The 16760-nt window shown below is 68.3% G+C and carries 13 protein-coding genes; 3 read left to right on the top strand and 10 right to left on the bottom strand.

All coding sequences use genetic code 11. The features are described from left to right. Positions 1-112: 112 nt before the first annotated feature. Positions 113-1108 carry an alpha/beta fold hydrolase gene (locus tag ACVOMM_RS14930; RefSeq protein WP_262100872.1) on the bottom strand — a complete coding sequence of 332 codons (996 nt, stop codon included), beginning with the start codon at positions 1106-1108 and terminating at the stop codon, positions 113-115. A gap of 74 nt (positions 1109-1182) precedes the next feature. After that, on the bottom strand, positions 1183-2565 hold the full coding sequence (locus ACVOMM_RS14925) for an L-serine ammonia-lyase (protein WP_053519882.1): 1383 nt from the start codon (positions 2563-2565) through the stop codon (positions 1183-1185). A gap of 141 nt (positions 2566-2706) precedes the next feature. Here ACVOMM_RS14925 and ACVOMM_RS14920 point away from each other — a divergent pair, with 141 nt between their 5' ends. Next, positions 2707-2892 (top strand): thioredoxin domain-containing protein, encoded by a 186-nt coding sequence (locus tag ACVOMM_RS14920; protein ID WP_053519891.1) that lies wholly within the window; start codon positions 2707-2709, stop codon positions 2890-2892. Between the two features lie 69 nt (positions 2893-2961). Here ACVOMM_RS14920 and ACVOMM_RS14915 read toward each other — a convergent pair whose 3' ends face one another. From ACVOMM_RS14915 to ACVOMM_RS14905, 3 genes are read right to left on the bottom strand one after another with little or no spacing between them, the layout of a single operon-like run. Beyond that, positions 2962-3534, bottom strand: coding sequence for a YceI family protein (locus ACVOMM_RS14915; RefSeq protein ID WP_053519881.1), 573 nt, complete (start codon positions 3532-3534; stop codon positions 2962-2964). Between the two features lie 3 nt (positions 3535-3537). Beyond that, entirely contained in the window at positions 3538-4110 is a 573-nt protein-coding gene (locus ACVOMM_RS14910) for a cytochrome b (protein WP_053519880.1), read from the bottom strand. Continuing rightward, positions 4107-4751 carry a YceI family protein gene (locus ACVOMM_RS14905; protein WP_065174806.1) on the bottom strand — a complete coding sequence of 215 codons (645 nt, stop codon included), beginning with the start codon at positions 4749-4751 and terminating at the stop codon, positions 4107-4109. Before ACVOMM_RS14905 ends, ACVOMM_RS14910 begins: the two co-directional genes overlap by 4 nt. A gap of 164 nt (positions 4752-4915) precedes the next feature. On the opposite strand from ACVOMM_RS14905, the gene ACVOMM_RS14900 reads away from it, so the two are divergent. Next, positions 4916-8464 (top strand): sensor histidine kinase, encoded by a 3549-nt coding sequence (locus ACVOMM_RS14900; RefSeq protein WP_481526456.1) that lies wholly within the window; start codon positions 4916-4918, stop codon positions 8462-8464. A 96-nt stretch (positions 8465-8560) separates the two neighbouring features. Continuing rightward, positions 8561-12091: a hybrid sensor histidine kinase/response regulator gene (locus ACVOMM_RS14895; protein ID WP_481526455.1), complete on the top strand. Its 3531-nt coding sequence runs from the start codon at positions 8561-8563 to the stop codon at positions 12089-12091. A gap of 21 nt (positions 12092-12112) precedes the next feature. On the opposite strand, the gene mdtD is transcribed toward ACVOMM_RS14895, so the two are convergent. The 5 genes from mdtD to ACVOMM_RS14870 all read right to left on the bottom strand — a co-directional run bounded on the left by mdtD (position 12113) and on the right by ACVOMM_RS14870 (position 16736). Beyond that, positions 12113-13522 (bottom strand): multidrug transporter subunit MdtD, encoded by a 1410-nt coding sequence (gene mdtD / locus ACVOMM_RS14890; RefSeq protein WP_481526454.1) that lies wholly within the window; start codon positions 13520-13522, stop codon positions 12113-12115. 91 nt (positions 13523-13613) lie between these two features. Next, positions 13614-14687, bottom strand: coding sequence for a uroporphyrinogen decarboxylase (hemE, locus tag ACVOMM_RS14885; protein WP_065182628.1), 1074 nt, complete (start codon positions 14685-14687; stop codon positions 13614-13616). Positions 14688-14723: 36 nt separating this feature from the next. Then, complete coding sequence (locus tag ACVOMM_RS14880; RefSeq protein WP_053518663.1) at positions 14724-14963, bottom strand: WGR domain-containing protein; 240 nt, start codon at positions 14961-14963, stop codon at positions 14724-14726. A gap of 121 nt (positions 14964-15084) precedes the next feature. Beyond that, complete coding sequence (aroB, locus tag ACVOMM_RS14875; RefSeq protein ID WP_481526453.1) at positions 15085-16197, bottom strand: 3-dehydroquinate synthase; 1113 nt, start codon at positions 16195-16197, stop codon at positions 15085-15087. Next, positions 16194-16736 (bottom strand): shikimate kinase, encoded by a 543-nt coding sequence (locus tag ACVOMM_RS14870; protein WP_065174808.1) that lies wholly within the window; start codon positions 16734-16736, stop codon positions 16194-16196. The genes aroB and ACVOMM_RS14870 overlap by 4 nt, the downstream gene beginning before the upstream one ends. Between the last annotated feature and the right edge of the window lie 24 nt (positions 16737-16760).

Raw genomic sequence — 16760 nt, 5'->3', positions numbered from 1 at the left:
GGCGGGGGGCTGGCTTCCCCGCGCGGGGCGGCCGGGGGGCGGCGCCGGGGGTCCCCCCCCTCTGGGGGCGCGGCCGCGGGCCGGCGGGCCTACCCCGGGCGGATACGCAGTTTCAGCGCCCTTTCAACACCTTCAGCAGCGCGGCATTGAACTGCCTGGGGTCCTGTACCTGCGGCGAATGGCCCAGTTCGGCGAATTCGACAAGCGTCGCGCCGGCAATCGCCGCAGCGGCCGATTTGCCCAGCGCCGGATAGTTGCCCAACCGTGCCTTCACTTCTGCCGGTGCCAGGTCACGACCGATCGCGGTGCGGTCCTTCTGGCCGATGAACAGCGCGGTCGGCACCTTCAGATTCTTCAGCTCGTACACCACCGGCTGGTTGAACACCATGTCCGAGGCAAGTGCCTGGCTCCAGGCCACCGCCTGCCTGCCGTCGCCCTCGTACATGCCCGCTTGCATGCGTGCCCAGGTTTCATAGGCAGGCTTCCAGGTGCCGTCGTAGTACACGTCCAGCTGGTAGCGGCGGATGCTCTCGTAACTGGTTTTCAGCTCGCCGGCATACCAGGCATCGACGCTTCGCCACGGCACGCCCAGCGCCTTCCAGTCCTCCAGGCCGATCGGATTGACCAGCGACAGGCTGCGCAGGTCCTGCGGATAGGTCAGTGCATAGCGCACCGCCAGCATGCCCCCCATCGAATGGCCGACCAGGTGCACGGGCAGGCCGCCGAGCTGCAGCTGCTGCAGCAGTGCATGGGTGTTGGCGGCGAGCTGGCCGAATGAATACTGGTAGCGCTCGGGCTTGCTGGATTTGCAGAAGCCGACCTGGTCAGGTGCGATCACGCGGTAGCCGGCGGCGAGCAGGGGAGGGATGGTTTCCTTCCAGGTCGCCGCGCAGAAATTCTTGCCATGCAGGAGCACCACCACGCCGATCGGCGCGGTCGTCGGCGCGATATCCAGATAGGCCATCTGCAGCGGTTGCTGCTGCGATTCCAGGGTGAAGGTCTGTACCGGATGGCCGTAGTCGAAGCCCTCCAGCCGTGGCCCATAGGCCGGTGCGGCAGCGGCGGTGAGGGGCAGGGAGGCCAGCAGCAGGGCGGCGATCACGCGCATGGGACATTCCGTGACAGGGGACGCCCGAGCCTAACCGGAATGCGGTGACGGTGTCGTCCGCCAGATGCCCGTCATCAGCACTCGATGACATTCACCGCGAGGCCGCCGCGGCTGGTTTCCTTGTACTTGTCCTGCATGTCGCGGCCGGTGTCGCGCATGGTCTTGATGACCTTGTCCAGCGACACCTTGTGCTTGCCATCGCCGCGCATCGCCATGCGCGAGGCGTTGATCGCCTTCACCGCGCCCATCGCGTTCCGCTCGATGCAGGGAATCTGCACCAGCCCACCGATCGGGTCGCAGGTCAGGCCGAGGTTGTGTTCCATGCCGATTTCCGCGGCATTCTCGATCTGGCTTGGATTGCCACCCAGCGCCGCAACCAGGCCGCCGGCCGCCATCGAGCAGGCCACGCCCACTTCGCCCTGGCAGCCTACTTCGGCACCGGAAATCGAAGCATTCTCCTTGTAGAGGATGCCGATCGCCGCCGAGGTCAGCAGGAAGTCGAACACGCGCTGCTCGTTCGCGCCCGGGCAGAACCGGTCGAAGTAATGCAGCACCGCGGGCAGCACGCCGGCCGCACCGTTGGTCGGCGCGGTCACCACGCGGCCACCGGCGGCGTTTTCCTCGTTCACGGCCAGCGCGTACAGATTGACCCAGTCCAGCGTGGTCAGCGGATCGCGCATCGCCGCTTCCGGCTTCGACGACAGCTCGCGGTACAGCGCCGGCGCGCGACGGCCGACCTTCAGGCCGCCCGGCAGCACGCCTTCCTCGCGGATGCCGCGCGTCACGCACGACTGCATCGCGCTCCAGATCTCGCGCAGCTGGGCGCGGATCTCGTCCTCGCTGCGCCAGCACTTCTCGTTCTCGAACATCAGCTGCGCGATGCTCAGGCCGCTGCGCGCGGTCTGCGCGAGCAGCTCGTCGCCGCTCTTGAACGGATAGGGCAGCGGGGTTTCGTCGGGCACGATGCGGTCATCGGCCGCGTCGTCCTGGTTGACCACGAAGCCACCGCCAACGGAGTAATAGTCGCGCGTGGCGATCACTTCATCGTCGGCGTTGTACGCGGTGAAGCGCATGCCGTTGGTGTGGTACGGCAGCTTCTGCCGCTTGTTCATGCCGAGGTCGCGCTTCTCGTCGAAGGCGATCTCATGCTGGCCCATCAGCTGGATGCGCTTGCTGCTGCGGATGCGATCCAGCGTGGACGGAATGATGTCCGGATCGATCAGGTTGGGGCGCTGGCCTTCCAGGCCAAGCAGGATCGCCTTGTCGGTGCCATGGCCGCGACCGGTCAGCGCCAGCGAACCGTAGACGTCGGCGCGGATGCGTGCGACCTCGTGCAGGCGGCCGGGGTCGAGCAGCCAGCGATGGATGAACCGCTCGGCGGCCTTCATCGGTCCGACGGTGTGGGAAGAGCTCGGGCCAATGCCGATCTTGAAGACGTCGAACGTGCTGACAGCCATGGATGCCAAACTGCGGGTACCGGACAAGCGGCTATTCTAGCGGCTTGCCGGGCCCTCCGATGGCTGCGGCGCAGCATTTCCGCCAAGCGAGGCAAGCCGGTGTTGACCCTGTTCCAGCGTGACGACTGCCACCTGTGCGATATGGCCCTGGCCGAACTGGCCAAGGCACGCGCGCCCGAGTTCGAATCGGTGTTCCTGGATGACCATCCAGCGCTGGAGGCGCACTACGGCGCGCGGGTACCGGTGCTGCGCGACGAGGCGGGCGGTCGCGAACTGGACTGGCCCTTCGATGCGGCGCGGGTGCGGGCCTGGCTGGCTGCGGGGTGAAGCCGCCGGGCATGGCCCGGCGCCACCCTGTATCACCGTTCCAAGGTGGAGCCGGGCATGGCCCGTGGCTTACTTCGCGTCGAACTTCACGATCGTGCTGATCGCGGTTTCGTCGGGGATGGTCTTGGTGTCGGCCCAATCGCCGGCGCCGACGCTGAAGTCCAGGCGCTTGACGGTGGCCTTGCCGGTCAGCACCGGCTGCGTGCCCGGCTTCCAGGTGAAGGTGAGCGTCACCGGCTTGCTGACACCACGCAGCTCGAGCGTGCCATCGGCGGCGAACTGGTCATTGCCGATGGCGCGGAAGCCCTTCGCGGTGTAGCGCGCGGTGGCGAACTTGCCGACATTGAAGAAGTCCGCGCTCTGCAGCGTCGAGTCACGATCGCTGTTGCCGCTCCTGGCGCCGGCCAGCGGAATCACGACGTCGAGTGAGCCGGCCGCCGGATTGGCGGGATCGAAGCTGAGCTTGGTGGCGAAGCCCGGGAAGCTGCCGGTGAACACTTCGCCGTCGTACTTGCTGGCAAATACCAGGATCGAGCCCGCGCCGGGAGCCTGTGCATAGTCAGCGGCCAACGCCGGGGCAGTGGCCAGCATGCCGGCCAGGGCAGCGGCCACGGCCGCCGGGGTGGTCAGTTTCAGATTCATCGGTCAGTCCTTCTGGGGAGAGGCAAGCCAGCCACGCGGCAGCATGCGGCTCAACGTCGCGTCGCGCTGGAACAGGTGGTGGTAAAGGGCAGCGCCGGCATGGGCCAGCACCACAGCGATCAGCAGCCAGAAGCCGTACTCATGGATCGCATGCGACACGGCGACGACCTGCGGATCCGGTCCGCTGAGCTTGGGCACATCGACCAGGCCGAACCAGCGGAAGGGCCGCAGCCCGCTGGCAGAGTCGTACAGCCAGCCCGAAAGCGGAATGGCGAACATCAGCACGTACAGCAGCACGTGGGTAGCGCTGGCGATGCGCTCCTGCCAGCTGGGCACACCCGGCACCGGCTTGGGCGCACCGGCGTAGAGGCGCCAGACCAGGCGCAGCAGCACCAGGGCCAGCACGGTGATGCCGATCGACTTGTGCGCGGTGTAGACCCAGAAGTATTTGGGCGTCCTGGGCAGTTCGCCCATGGTCAGGCCGACCACGCCAAGGGCGAGGATCAGTAGTGCGATCAACCAGTGCAGGGTCTGGCTGACACTGCCCCAGGCGGCAGGGGAGTTCTTGGCGGTCATGCGGGGTCCTTGGGGGCCGTCTTGCTGTCGGAGTGGGGAACCGGGGCAGGAGTTCCCGGCCTGTCGCTGCGGTCGAGGAAGGCCTCGGCCTCGATCCGTACCTGTACCGCGTCGCCGATCACCCCGGGCCAGGCGGTGATGCCGAACGCGCGACGGCTCAACGTGGTGCTGGCGGAAAAACCGGCGGTGCGGCGGAACGGCGGCAACGGATAGCGTTTGATGGCATTGAGGGTCACATCCAGCGCGACCTCCTGGCTGACCCCGCGCAGGGTCAGCGTGCCGAACACACGGGCGTGGTTGGCATCGATCGGTTCGACCCGCGACGATACGAACCGGGCGCTGGGAAACCGCTCGCCATCAAGCAGGCTGCGGGCCAGCGTGGCCTGGTTCCATTTGGCATCTCCCAGATCCAGCCGGGCGACCGGCACATCGACCTGCAGGGTTGCCTCGCGCCAGTTGTCGGGATCGAACTGAAGGTGGCCCTCACTGCCCGATACCGTCCCCATGGCCTGCGAGTAGCCGGCATGATCGATCATGAACAGCACCCGCGTGTGCACCGGATCCAGCCGGTAGGTATCGAGCTGTGCCCAGGCGGGCGCAGCGGCGAGCAGCAACGGCAGCAGGAGCAGGCGGGGTCGCATCGATGGCGGGCTCCGGGAGGGGACGCTGCGATCATACGCACAGCCCCCTGACAACGCTGCGTGCATGGCTGCAACAGTTCGTGGTGGCGGTGCCACTGGAAACGGGCTGTTGCAGTCGTGAAGCCTGGGCTGTGTGACAATCGCGGCTGGATCGGGGGTTCAGGATGACGAGTGGCTGGCGTCTGTGGTGCCGAGGCATCGCAGTAACGGGTCTGCTGCTGTTGGCAAGCGCCACGGTGGCCGCGACTCTGGACATGGCTGGGGAGACACCACGACTGCGCCGCTTCGGCGCCGCCGAGGGCTTGCCGTCGCGCATGGTCGTGGCCCTGGCCGAGGACCGCCAGGGGTACATCTGGGCGGCCACCGATGGTGGGCTGGCCCGCTATGACGGCACGACGCTGCGGGTCTGGCAGCATGAACCGGAGCGGCCGGGTTCGCTGCCGGGCAACGAGATCGAGACCCTGCTGGTGGATCCGCTGGACCGGGTGTGGGTCGGCATCAACGGCAAGGGCATCGCCCGGCTGGACGCGGATCGCGAGCGTTTCTCCAGCTTCGCCGCGGTGAACAATGAATGCCAGAGCCAGTTCTGGACACTGGCCTACGCGGGCGATGCGCTGTGGATCGGCACCAGCGGCCATGGCGTGTGCCGCTTCGGCGAGGATGGCAGCCTGCGCTTCTTCCAGCATGATCCGCAGCGCCCCGACGGCTTGCCCAGCAACACCATCTTCAGCAGCCTGGTGGACGCGCAGGGCCGCCTGTGGGTCGGTACCGAGGCCGGTGTCGCCCGCTGGAACGGCAACGGCTTCGAGGCCATCGCGCCGCGCGAGCTGGGCAGGGTCAGCGTGCTGCGTCTCAGCCGCGACCCCGATGGATCGATCTGGGTCGGCAGCCAGAACGAAGGCCTGTTCCGCATCGATGCCCAGGACCGCGTCAGCCGTCCACGCTGGTCCGGCAGTGATCGCTTTCGCTCGGCACTGGTGCTGGCGGATCGGCAGGGAGGCTACTGGGCAGGTACCTCAGATGGGCTGCTGCGCGGTGATGCGCAGACACTGTGGCGCCTGGAGGGCGATCGCGGCAGCGGCTTCCTGACCGCCCACAGCGGCGTGCTCGATCTGCTGCAGGACCACGAAGGCGGGGTCTGGGTGGCCCTGCTGAGCCAGGGGTTGGCCTATCTGCCGCCGGACTGGCGCCGCTTCTCCACCTGGAACCAGCTCGACGGCAAACCGCTGGACAGCCAGTACCTGCTCAGCGCGGCCACCGATGGCCGGAATTACTACGTGAGTTCGGCACACGGCGTGTACCGGATCGATGCGCAGGGCGTGCTGAGTCTGCTTGCCAGTGATCGCGAGCTGGGCAGTGGCGCGGTCTGGTCGGTATTGCCGCGGCCGGACGGCCGCCTCTGGCTGGGCCGCGCCGGGCGCATCACCGTCTATGACCCGGCTACCCGCGCAACCCGGGAGTGGCGCATCGACGGCGGCTCCGACCTGCGCCAGCGCATCGACCTGATGCGGCAGGCGCCGGATGGCACCGCCTGGGTGTCGGTGATGAATGTCGGCGTGCAGCAGCGTCTGGACGATGGCCGGGTGCTGCGCAGCTTCCCCGTCGAGGGATTCCGCGGCCTGGGCGATGCGCCGATCGAACAGATTCGATTCGATCCGCGCGGGCAGGCCTGGGTGATGGGTGACATGGGCCTCTGGCGCCAGCAGGGTGAGCGCTTCGAGGCGGTTCCTGGCGTCTCGCGGGGATCGATCTACGACCTGGTGTGGATCGATCCGCAGCAGCTGTGGCTCGCCCGCCAGGGCGCCTTCGAGCGCTACCAGTGGGATGGCATGAGCCTGCGCCTGGTGCAGCGCGTCGATGCTGCCGCCGGCGTGCCACCCCTGAGCATGGGTGGGCTGGCCTTGGCCGACGATGGCCGCCTGTGGGCCACCACGCCGCGCGGTCTGCTGCGCTGGGATCCGAAAACGAAGCGGCTGAGGCAGTTCACCGAGCGCGACGGACTGCCCGATGCCGAATTCACCGGCCGGCCGCCTGCGGTGAACGCCGATGGCCGCGTGCTCGCGGTGACCCAGACCGGCGCGGTCGGTTTCGACGTCAATGCCGCCGACACCCCGCTGCCATCCTCCGCGCTGGTGATCGCGCAGGTGCGCGTACGTCGCGACGATGCGCGCGGCTGGCAACCCCTGCCGACCACCGGGGTGCTGCTGCTGGGTCCGGATGACCGTGATCTGCAGATCGACGCGCGGCTGCTCTCGTACGGCAACCCGCAGGGCAACCGCTATCGGTTCCGGGTGCAGGGCTATGACCAGAACTGGGTGGAGCAGGGTGGCGACGGCCAGCGCACGCTGTCGCGCCTCGCGCCCGGTGCCTACGTGATCGAAGTACAGGCGGCCACCGACAGTGGTCCGTGGACGCCGTCGCAGCAACTGCAGGTGAAGGTATTGCCGCCCTGGTGGCGCAGCGGCATGGCGATCTTCGGCTACCTGCTGCTGGGCTCGTTGCTGCTGCTGGTGCTGGCATGGGCGATCCGCAGCCGTCTGAGAAGGCGCCAGCAGTGGCAGCTGACCGTGCACAAGCAGCAGCTCGCCGAGCAGGCCTCGCAGGCCAAGAGCCACTTCCTGGCCACGCTGGGTCATGAGGTGCGCACGCCGATGACCGGCGTACTGGGCATGAGCGAACTGCTGCTGGCCACATCACTGGATCCGGTACAGCGCAGCTATGCCGGATCGATCCAGCAGGCGGGCAGCCATCTGCTGCGTCTGGTCAACGATGCCCTGGACCTGGCCCGGATCGAAGCCGGGCGACTGGAGCTGGACCTGCGTCCGTTCGATCTTGCCGCGCTGCTGGACCAGGTGCAGATGCTGATGCGGCCGATGGCGCAGCAGCGCCAGCTCGATTTTGTACGCGAGGATGCCTTGCCCGGCCCGATCAGCGTCAGTGGCGATGAAATGCGCATCCGCCAGATCCTGCTGAACCTGCTCGGCAATGCCATCAAGTTCACCGAGCGCGGCCAGGTCGGCCTGGGCGTGCGGCTGCAGGAGGATGGTGGCGGGGTGTGCTTCGAGGTGTTCGATACCGGCCCCGGCATCAATGCCGAACAGCAGCAGCGTCTGTTTCATCGCTTCGAGCAGGCCGATGGCCCGCGGACAGCATCGCGCTATGGCGGCAGCGGGCTGGGCCTGGCGATCTGCCAGGAACTGGCCGTGGCGATGGGTGGGCGCATCGATGTCGACAGCCAGCCGGGCAGGGGCGCACGGTTCCGCGTGCAGCTGCCGCTGCCGTGGACCCGCCAGGCTGCCCACAGTGGTTCCGACAGGGCGTCGCCACCGCCGCTGCCGCCGCTGCGCATCCTGCTGGTCGAAGATGACCCCACGGTAGCGGACGTCATCGCCGGCCTGCTGCGCAGTCGTGGCCACGACGTAGTGCACGTGCTGCACGGCCTGGGGGCCTTGTCGGAGATCGCGACCGAGGGGTTCGATGTCGGTCTGCTCGACCTGGATCTGCCGGCCCTGGACGGAACGGCGATCGCCCGTCAGCTGCGCGCCATGGGCTATGAGCTGCCACTGGTGGCGGTGACCGCGCGGTCCGATGCCTATGCGGAGGCGCAGGTGCTGGCCGCCGGTTTCGACGGCTTCCTGCGCAAGCCGGTCACGGGCGACATGCTGGTGGCGGCCATCGTGCAGGCTCGCAGCAAGCGCCAGGGTGAGGGCTGATTGCGCCGGCGCCGGGCGTGAACGGCGCGACTTTCGGTTTACCATGCCGACGCCCGCACGACGGGCACCATCTGGGAACGCGTGAGGAGGCGATCAGTGGCGTATCTGCGGGCGGCGATGCTGCTGATGCTTCTGCTGTGCTGCCTGGCGCCAGCTGCCGCACAGCCGGTACCGCCCACGCCCCGGCAGGTGACGGTGTTCGATGGCCTGCCGTCCAACACCGTCAACCGCATGGCGGAGGACCGCTACGGCTACCTGTGGATCGCCACCAATGACGGGCTGGCACGATACGACGGCCGCAACTACCGGGTCTGGCGCTCCGAGGATGGCCTGCGCGACAACCGCATCTGGACCGTACTGGTCGATACCCGCAACCGCTTGTGGATCGGCACCGAGAATGCCGGCCTGGTAAGGATGTCGGCCGACCGCCGGCAGCTGCGGTTCTTCGACCGCAGCAGCCAGCCGCTGATGAGCACCAATACGATCTGGAGCCTGGCCGCCACCCCCGATGGCTCGATCTGGTTCGGTACCCACGAAGGCGGGCTGTACCGGGTGGATGGCAATGATCGGGTGCAGCGCTTCCTGCCCGAGGCGAACAATCCGCGCAGCCTGCCGGCCGCTGCGGTGCCCTATCTGGCCACGCTGCCCGACGGCAGCCTGTGGGTGGGCACCAAGCATGGCGTGGCGCGTTGGACCGGCAGCGATTTCGAGCGGGTCGGCGACGAGCAGGTGCCCGGCCAGCTGATCAACGGTTTGACCGCCGAGCCTGACGGCAGCCTGTGGATCAGTACGCTGGCCGGCGCATTCGTGCGCCGGCCGGATGGTCGCTTCGAGCGGCAACCCTGGTCGGTGCCGGCCGGCGACGAGGTGCTGGGCATGATGCTGCGCGATGAGCAGGGGGGCTACTGGCTGGACACCCGCAGCGGACTCGGTCGCGGGGTCGATGGCCAGTACCAGACGGTGCCGCTGTACAGCGCGATCGCGCGCGGCCAGGTGCGGCCGAACTGGACCGGCGCCTACGAGGATCGCGAGGGCGGCATCTGGCTGGCCAGCACCAATGCCGGTCTCTGGCATCTGTTGCCACGGTGGTGGCAGTTCTCGGTGTTCTCGCGTCTGGAGGACGATGCATCGTCACTGCGCAACGCCTACGTACTCGGCACCAGTGCGTCCAGCAACGGAGGTGTCTGGACGGTCGGCAGCCACGGCGCGCTGGATCGCTTCAATCCCCGTACCGGCCAGATCGAGCAGTTCCGGCGCGGCGTCAATGGCATCCACTGGCTGACCTCGGTTCGCGAGGACCGCCATGGTCGGGTCTGGATCGGTTCGTCCGGAGCGCTGCTGCGCTATGACCCGGCACGCGACGAGCTGCGCCGCTGGGGACGCGACGCGCCTGCCGATGCCGCGATGGAGGGCGATGTCGACGCACTGATGATCTGCGACAGCAACAGCCTGTGGTTGATGATGCCCGCCGGCCTGCAGCAGCGCGATCTGGAAGGTCGGCTGCTGCTCGAACTGGACAATGGCCAGAACGGACTGCAGACCGGCCAGCTGAACCAGGATCTGGTATGCGGTCCGCAGAACCAGCTGTGGCTGGCCAGCAGCCGCGGGCTGCTGCAGTGGCAGCCTGAGCAGCAGCGCTTCCAGCCGGTGCCCGGCGCGCCGGCAACGGCACTGTACGCGGCGTATACCGGCAGCGACGGCCAGGTGTGGCTGTCCGAGGACGGCCGGTTGTCGCGCTATCGATGGAGCCAGGGGCGTCTGGAGCGGCAGGGGGTCATTGGTGCCGAACAGGGATATCCGGCGGTTTCCGCCACCGGTCTGGTGGTCGATGCGCAGGGTGTGGCCTGGGCCACCAGCGCACGCGGCCTGGTGCGGGTCGGCGCGGACGGCCAGAGCGTGCGCCTGTATGGCGTGCACGATGGCCTGCCCAGCCAGGAGTTCCGCGCGCATACCTTGATCGCGACGTCTTCGGGACGGCTGGTGGCAGGCACGCCGGCCGGCGTGGTGGTGTTCGATCCGGAACAGGTGCGGCCTTCGGTGCGCCGCGCACCGCTGGTGATCGAGCGGGTGGAGGTGCGCCGCAACGAGCAGGTGCTGGACCTGACCCACGACGCACCGTTGCTGATCGCCGACGGCGACCGCGATCTGCGCATCGTGGCGCGCCTGCTGTCCTTCGCCGATTCGGCCTCCAATTCGTATCGCTACCGCCTGGCCGGCTATGACCCGGACTGGGTCGAGGTCGGGCCCGCCGGTGAACGCCTGTTCTCGCGGCTGCCGCCGGGCAGCTATCGGCTGGAAGTGCAGGCGCGCTCGGCCGACCACGTCTGGTCGCGGGTGCAGACCCTGGAGTTCCGCGTGCAGCCGCCGTGGTGGCGCAGCCTGTCGGGCCTGCTGGTGCTGACGTCGATCGCGTTGCTGCTGACCAGTTGGTTTGCATGGCTGTACCGTCGCCGCTTGCAGCGTCGCCACGCCTACCAGCTGGCGTTGCACAAGCAGGAACTGGCCGAGCAGGCCTCGGCGGCCAAGACGCGCTTCCTGGCCAATCTGGGCCATGAGATCCGCACGCCGATGACCGGTGTGATGGGCATGAGCGAGCTGCTGTTGTCCTCGCCGCTGGATCCTCAGCAGCGCGGCTACACCCAGTCCATCCGCCAGGCGGGCGAGCATCTGCTGCATCTGGTCAACGATGCGCTGGACCTGGCGCGGATCGAATCGGGGCGCCTGGAACTGCAGTCCCGGCCGTTCGCGCTCCATTGCCTGCTGCAGGACTTGGCCGCGCTGATGGGGCCGCTGGCCGCGCAGAAGGGACTGCGTTTCGTCCTGGACAATCGCTTGCCGCCCGGCCTGCAGGCCACCGGCGATGCGATCCGGGTGCGGCAGATCCTGCTCAACCTGCTGTCCAACGCGGTGAAGTTCACCAGCCGTGGCACCATCACCCTGCATGCCCGGTGCGATGAGGCGATGCGTGCACTCCAGTTCGAAGTGCGTGACACCGGGCCGGGCATCAGCCAGGAACAGCAGCTGCGCCTGTTCCGCCGGTTCGAGCAGGCTGACGGTGCACGTACCGCGGCGCAGTATGGTGGCAGTGGCCTGGGGCTGGCGATCTGCCGCGAGCTGGCGCAGGCGATGCAGGGCCGGATCCAGGTCGAAAGCCAGTTGGGGCGCGGAACCTGCTTTGGAGTGATGCTGCCCCTGCCGCTGGAAGTGGACGCCGACGCCGATGCGGACAGCGCCGCGCGGAGCGAGGATGCAGTAGCGAACATGCCCCCCCTGCGCGTGCTGCTGGTGGAGGATGACGCGACGGTGGCCGATGTCGTGCAGGGTCTTCTGAGTGCGCGCGGCCATGAGGTGGTGCATGCCGGGCATGCGTTGGCGGCGCTGCGCGAGATCAGCGGGAGTGATTTCGATGTGGCCCTGCTTGACCTGGACCTGCCGGGCCTCAGCGGCTTCGAGCTGGCCGAGCATCTGCGCAACCAGGGGTACACGCTGCCGTTGCTGGCGGTGACCGCGCGCACGGACCCGGACCTGCAGAAGCAGGTGGAAGCGGCCGGGATCGGCGGTTTCCTGCGCAAGCCGGTCACGGGCGAGCTGCTGGTGGAGGCCATCGCCAAGGTGTTGGGGCGCTGAGGCCGGGCACAGTCCGGCAGGCTACTCCGCGACGTGTTCGACCTGGCGGGGTTCGGGCTTGGTGTCCGGCAACTGCCAGAAGATCATCGTCGAAGTCAGTGTGATCGCGCCCACGCACAGGAACGTGGCGTGCAACGCCGCCGTCGCGCCGTGGCCCTCCAGGTGCGTGCCGAAGGCGGCCAGCAGGCTGCCCGCCGCCGCCGCGCCGAAGCCGGCAGCCAGCATCATCACCATCGACAGCAGACTGTTGCCCGAACTGGCGAACTCCCGATCCAGATCGCGCAGGGTCACGGTGTTCATCACGGTGAACTGCAGCGAATTGACCGCACCGAAGAAGGCCAGCTGCAGCAGGCGCCAGCCCAGGTGCTGGCCCGGCGTCATCAGGATGAAGCTGGCCATGGCCAGGCCCACCAGCACGGTGTTGGTCATCAGCACGCGCCGATAGCCGTAGCGTTCGACCAGCTTCACCGCCAGCCGCTTGGAGATCATGCCGGCCGCGGCCACCGGTACCATCATCAGTCCGGCGTTCATCGGTCCCAGGCCAAGGCCCACCTGCAGCAGCAGCGGAATCAGCATCGGCATGGCGCTGCTGCCGATGCGTGAGAACAGGTTGCCGAGGATGCCGATGCGATAGCTGGGCACACGGAACAGCGCCAGCGAGAACAACGGCGCGGTCGAGTTGGCCGCGTGCAGCCAATAGCCCACCAGTGCGGCCAGCCCCGCCACGGTCATCAGCATCACCAGCGCGTGCGGCGTACCCAGCCCGGAGATGCCGTCCAGCGCCAGCGACAGCACCACCATCGCAAAGGCCAGCATGATGTAGCCGCGCAGGTCGAAGCGGGTGCGGTGGCTGGCGTAATGGTCCGGCATGATCTTCATCGCAGCGATGAAGCCGATCACGCCGATCGGAAGGTTGATCAGGAACACCCAGTGCCAGGAGGCGATCTCGACCAGCCAGCCGCCCAGCGTCGGGCCGATCAAGGGGCCGATCAGGGCGGGGATGGCGATGAAGCTCATCGCACGCAGGAAGTCCTCGCGCGGCACCGAACGCATCACCGCCAGGCGGCCGACCGGCAGCAGCATCGCACCGCCGATGCCCTGCAGCACGCGGGCACCCACCAGCTGATGCAGGTGCTGGGCCAGCGCGCAGGCCAGCGAGCCGAGGGTGAACAGGATGATCGCCACCAGGAAGGTGCGCCGGGTGCCGTAGCGGTCAGCGATCCAGCCGGAGGCGGGAATGAACGTGGCGACCGCCAGTGCATAGCTGAACACCACCGACTGCATCTGCAGCGGACTCTCGCCCAGGCTGGCCGCCATCGCCGGCAGCGCCGTGTTGACGATGGTCGAGTCCAGCATCTGCATGAAGATCGCCAGGGACACCAGCCACAGCAGGGGGCGCTGGCGGTTGTAGGTCGATGGCGATGTGGACATGGGTTGTGGCCGGTGCAACGTGGGGGCGCCATGATCGCGCACTGCGGGTCACGGCGCGATCAACACCGCGCCGCAACCGCATGCGCACGGCTCAGCGCTGGCTGTGCGCGTGCACCGCGTCGACCAGTACCTGCACGTGGGCCGGGTCCATGTCCGGTGACATGCCATGGCCCAGGTTGAACACGTGGCCCTCGCGCGACCCGCCATTGCCGGCGGCGTAGGTATCGAGCACGCGCGCGGCAGCGGTGGCGATCGCATCGGGTGAAGCGTACAGCGTGGTGGGGTCGAGATTGCCCTGCAGGGCAACGCGACCACCGGTGCGGCGCAGCGCTTCGTCCAGGTCCAGCGTCCAGTCCAGGCCCAGTGCATCCGCACCGGTCTGCGACAGTGCTTCCAGGTGCAGGCCGGTGCCCTTGCCGAACAGGATCAGCGGCGTACGCTCGCTGCCTTCGCCACGGTCCAGGCCCTGGGCAATCCGCTGCAGGTAGCGCAGCGAGAATTCGCGGTACATCGCCGGCGACAGCACGCCGCCCCAGGTGTCGAAAACCTGCAGGGCCTGTGCGCCCGCGGCGCGTTGCGCGCCCAGGTAGGCGATGACCGCGTCGGTGGTGACCTCCAGCAGGCGGTGCAGGGCCTGCGGGTGGTTCAGCGCCATGGCCTTGATGCGCGAGAAATCCTTGCTGCCGCCGCCTTCCACCATGTAGCAGGCCAGTGTCCATGGGCTGCCGGAGAAACCGATCAGCGGCACCTGGCCATCCAGCTCGCGGCGGATCAGGCGCACCGCATCCATCACGTAGCCCAGGTCCTGCTCCATGTCCGGTACCGCCAGCCTGGCGATGGCGGCTTCGTCACGTACCGGGTGGCGGAACTTGGGGCCTTCGCCTTCGACGAAGTACAGCTCCAGCCCCATCGCGTCGGGGATGGTGAGGATGTCCGAGAACAGGATGGCGGCGTCCAACGGGAAACGCCGCAGCGGCTGCAGGGTGACTTCGCAGGCGATCTCCGGGTTCTTGGCCATCGCCAGGAAGCTGCCGGCCTTGGCCCGGGTCGCGCGGTACTCCGGCAGGTAGCGGCCGGCCTGGCGCATCAGCCAGACGGGCGTGCAATCCACCGGTTCGCGGCGCAGAGCGCGTAGCAGGCGATCATTGCGGAGAGGGCTGGTCACGTTGAACGTTCCTTGGATCGAAGGTGGGCAGCGGCATCAGTCGCCGTGCGAAAGGATCTGGAAGCCACGATGCAGTTCGGCATCGCGCGCTTTCTCGAAGGCGTGGCGGGCTTCGTCGGCCTGCAGGAACAGCTCGCGGCGCAGCTGCGAGCGGCCACCGACGCGGCCGCTTTCGCGCAGCAGCTCCCAGCCGCCGAAAAGATCCGGCTGCAGGCTCAGGCGCAGGAACCGCGGTGCCTGCGCACCGGCCTCGGGATGTTGCAGGTAGACATGCATGGCCCGATTGTAGCGGGGCCAGGGTGACCCCGGCCGCAACGCGGTAGCGCCGGGCCATGCCCGGCGGACGCTCAGGAAACCCCGGGCAGCGCCGGGCCATGCCCGGCGAACGCGGAAGCGATCAACCCTGGCCCAGCACCTTCAATACCGCTGCTTCATCCACGTCCGGCACCACCTCGGCCCGACCCATGCCGCGCCAGAGCACCAGGCGCAGTCGACCGGCCACGTTCTTCTTGTCCAGCCGCATGCGGCCGAGCAGGGCCTGCGGATCCAGGCCGGCCGGGATCGCGACCGGCAGCCCGAGCCTTTCCAGCAGCGCCTGCAGGCGCGCGCGGTCGGCATCGTCGGCCAGGCCGAGATCGGTGGACAGCCTGGCCGCCAGCACCATGCCCACTGCCACCGCCTCGCCATGGTTCAGCGCATCGCGGCCCGGCGCCGAATAGCCCTGTTCGGTTTCGATGGCATGGCCGAAGGTGTGGCCGAGGTTCAGCAGGGCACGCTCCCCCTTCTCGAACGGATCGCGCTCGACGATGGCGGCCTTGTGCCTGCAGCTGCGGGCGATGGCTTCGGCCAGCACCGCGTCCTCGCCAGCGGACAGCGCGTCGGCGTGGTGCTGCAGCCAGTCGAAGAAATCCGCATCGCCCAGTGCGCCGTACTTCACCACCTCGGCCAGCCCCGCGCGCAGCTCGCGCGGCGGCAGGGTGGCCAGCACCGCGGTATCGGCCACCACCGCGCGCGGCGGATGGAAGGCGCCGACCAGATTCTTGCCGGCAGGAATGTCTACGGCAGTCTTGCCGCCCACCGACGAATCGACCATCGCCAGCAGCGTGGTCGGCAGCTGCACGCAGTCGATGCCCCGCATCCAGCAGGCTGCGGCGAAGCCGGCCAGGTCGCCGACGACACCCCCACCGAGCGCGAACACACAGGCATCGCGGGTGGCGCCCAGGGCTGCCAGCGCTTCAATGGCGCGGCCGAATTCAGCCAGGGTCTTGGAGGCTTCGCCGGCGGCCAGCACGTGTTCGCCGACGATCAGGTCCGGACGCGCAGCCAGCAGGGTCTGCTTCAGCCGCGCCAGGTACAGCGGGGCGACGTCGCTGTCGCTGAGCAGCAGGACGTGGCGCCCCCGCACGTGGCGGGCGAGGGCAGGGCCATTGCTCTGGACGCCGGCGCCGATGGAGATGGTATAAGGGCGGTCACCGCCAACGGCGACCTGCAGCGGAGTGGGGGAAGTCATGCGATCAGGTCCTGGCGCTGCCATTGCGCGGCGAGCTTGACGACCAGCTGGGCGGTGGCGTCGGCAGCGGTGTACGGGTCGGTATCAAGGGTGAGGTCGGCCAGTTCGCGGTACAGCGGATCGCGATGGGCGGCCAGGTCATGCAGCACCTGCTCGCGGTCGGGGCGCTGCAGCAACGGCCGGGCCTTGTCGCGGGCCAGCCGTTCCAGTTGCGCGGTCACGCTGACCCGCAGGTAGACCACGAAGCCACGGCGGGCGATCAATGCCCGGTTGTCCGGGTCCAGTACCGCTCCGCCGCCGGTCGAGACCAGTTGGCCGTGGCCCTGCAGGAGGCGGGCCAGCGCGTCGCGCTCGAGGCTGCGGAAGCCGGTTTCGCCGGAGTGCTCGAAGATCGTGGGAATGCTGGCTCCGGCGGCGTCGACGATGGACTGGTCGACATCGACGAAGTCCAGCGTGAAGCGCTCGGCGAGGCGGCGGCCGATGCAGGTTTTGCCGGCGCCCATCGGGCCGATCAGGATCAGGTTCGGAGCAGGATTCATGCGCCCTGATGCTAACACCTCCGT

Source organism: Stenotrophomonas sp. STEN009 (assembly GCF_056760395.1).
This window is presented reverse-complemented; position numbering and strand designations above follow the sequence as displayed.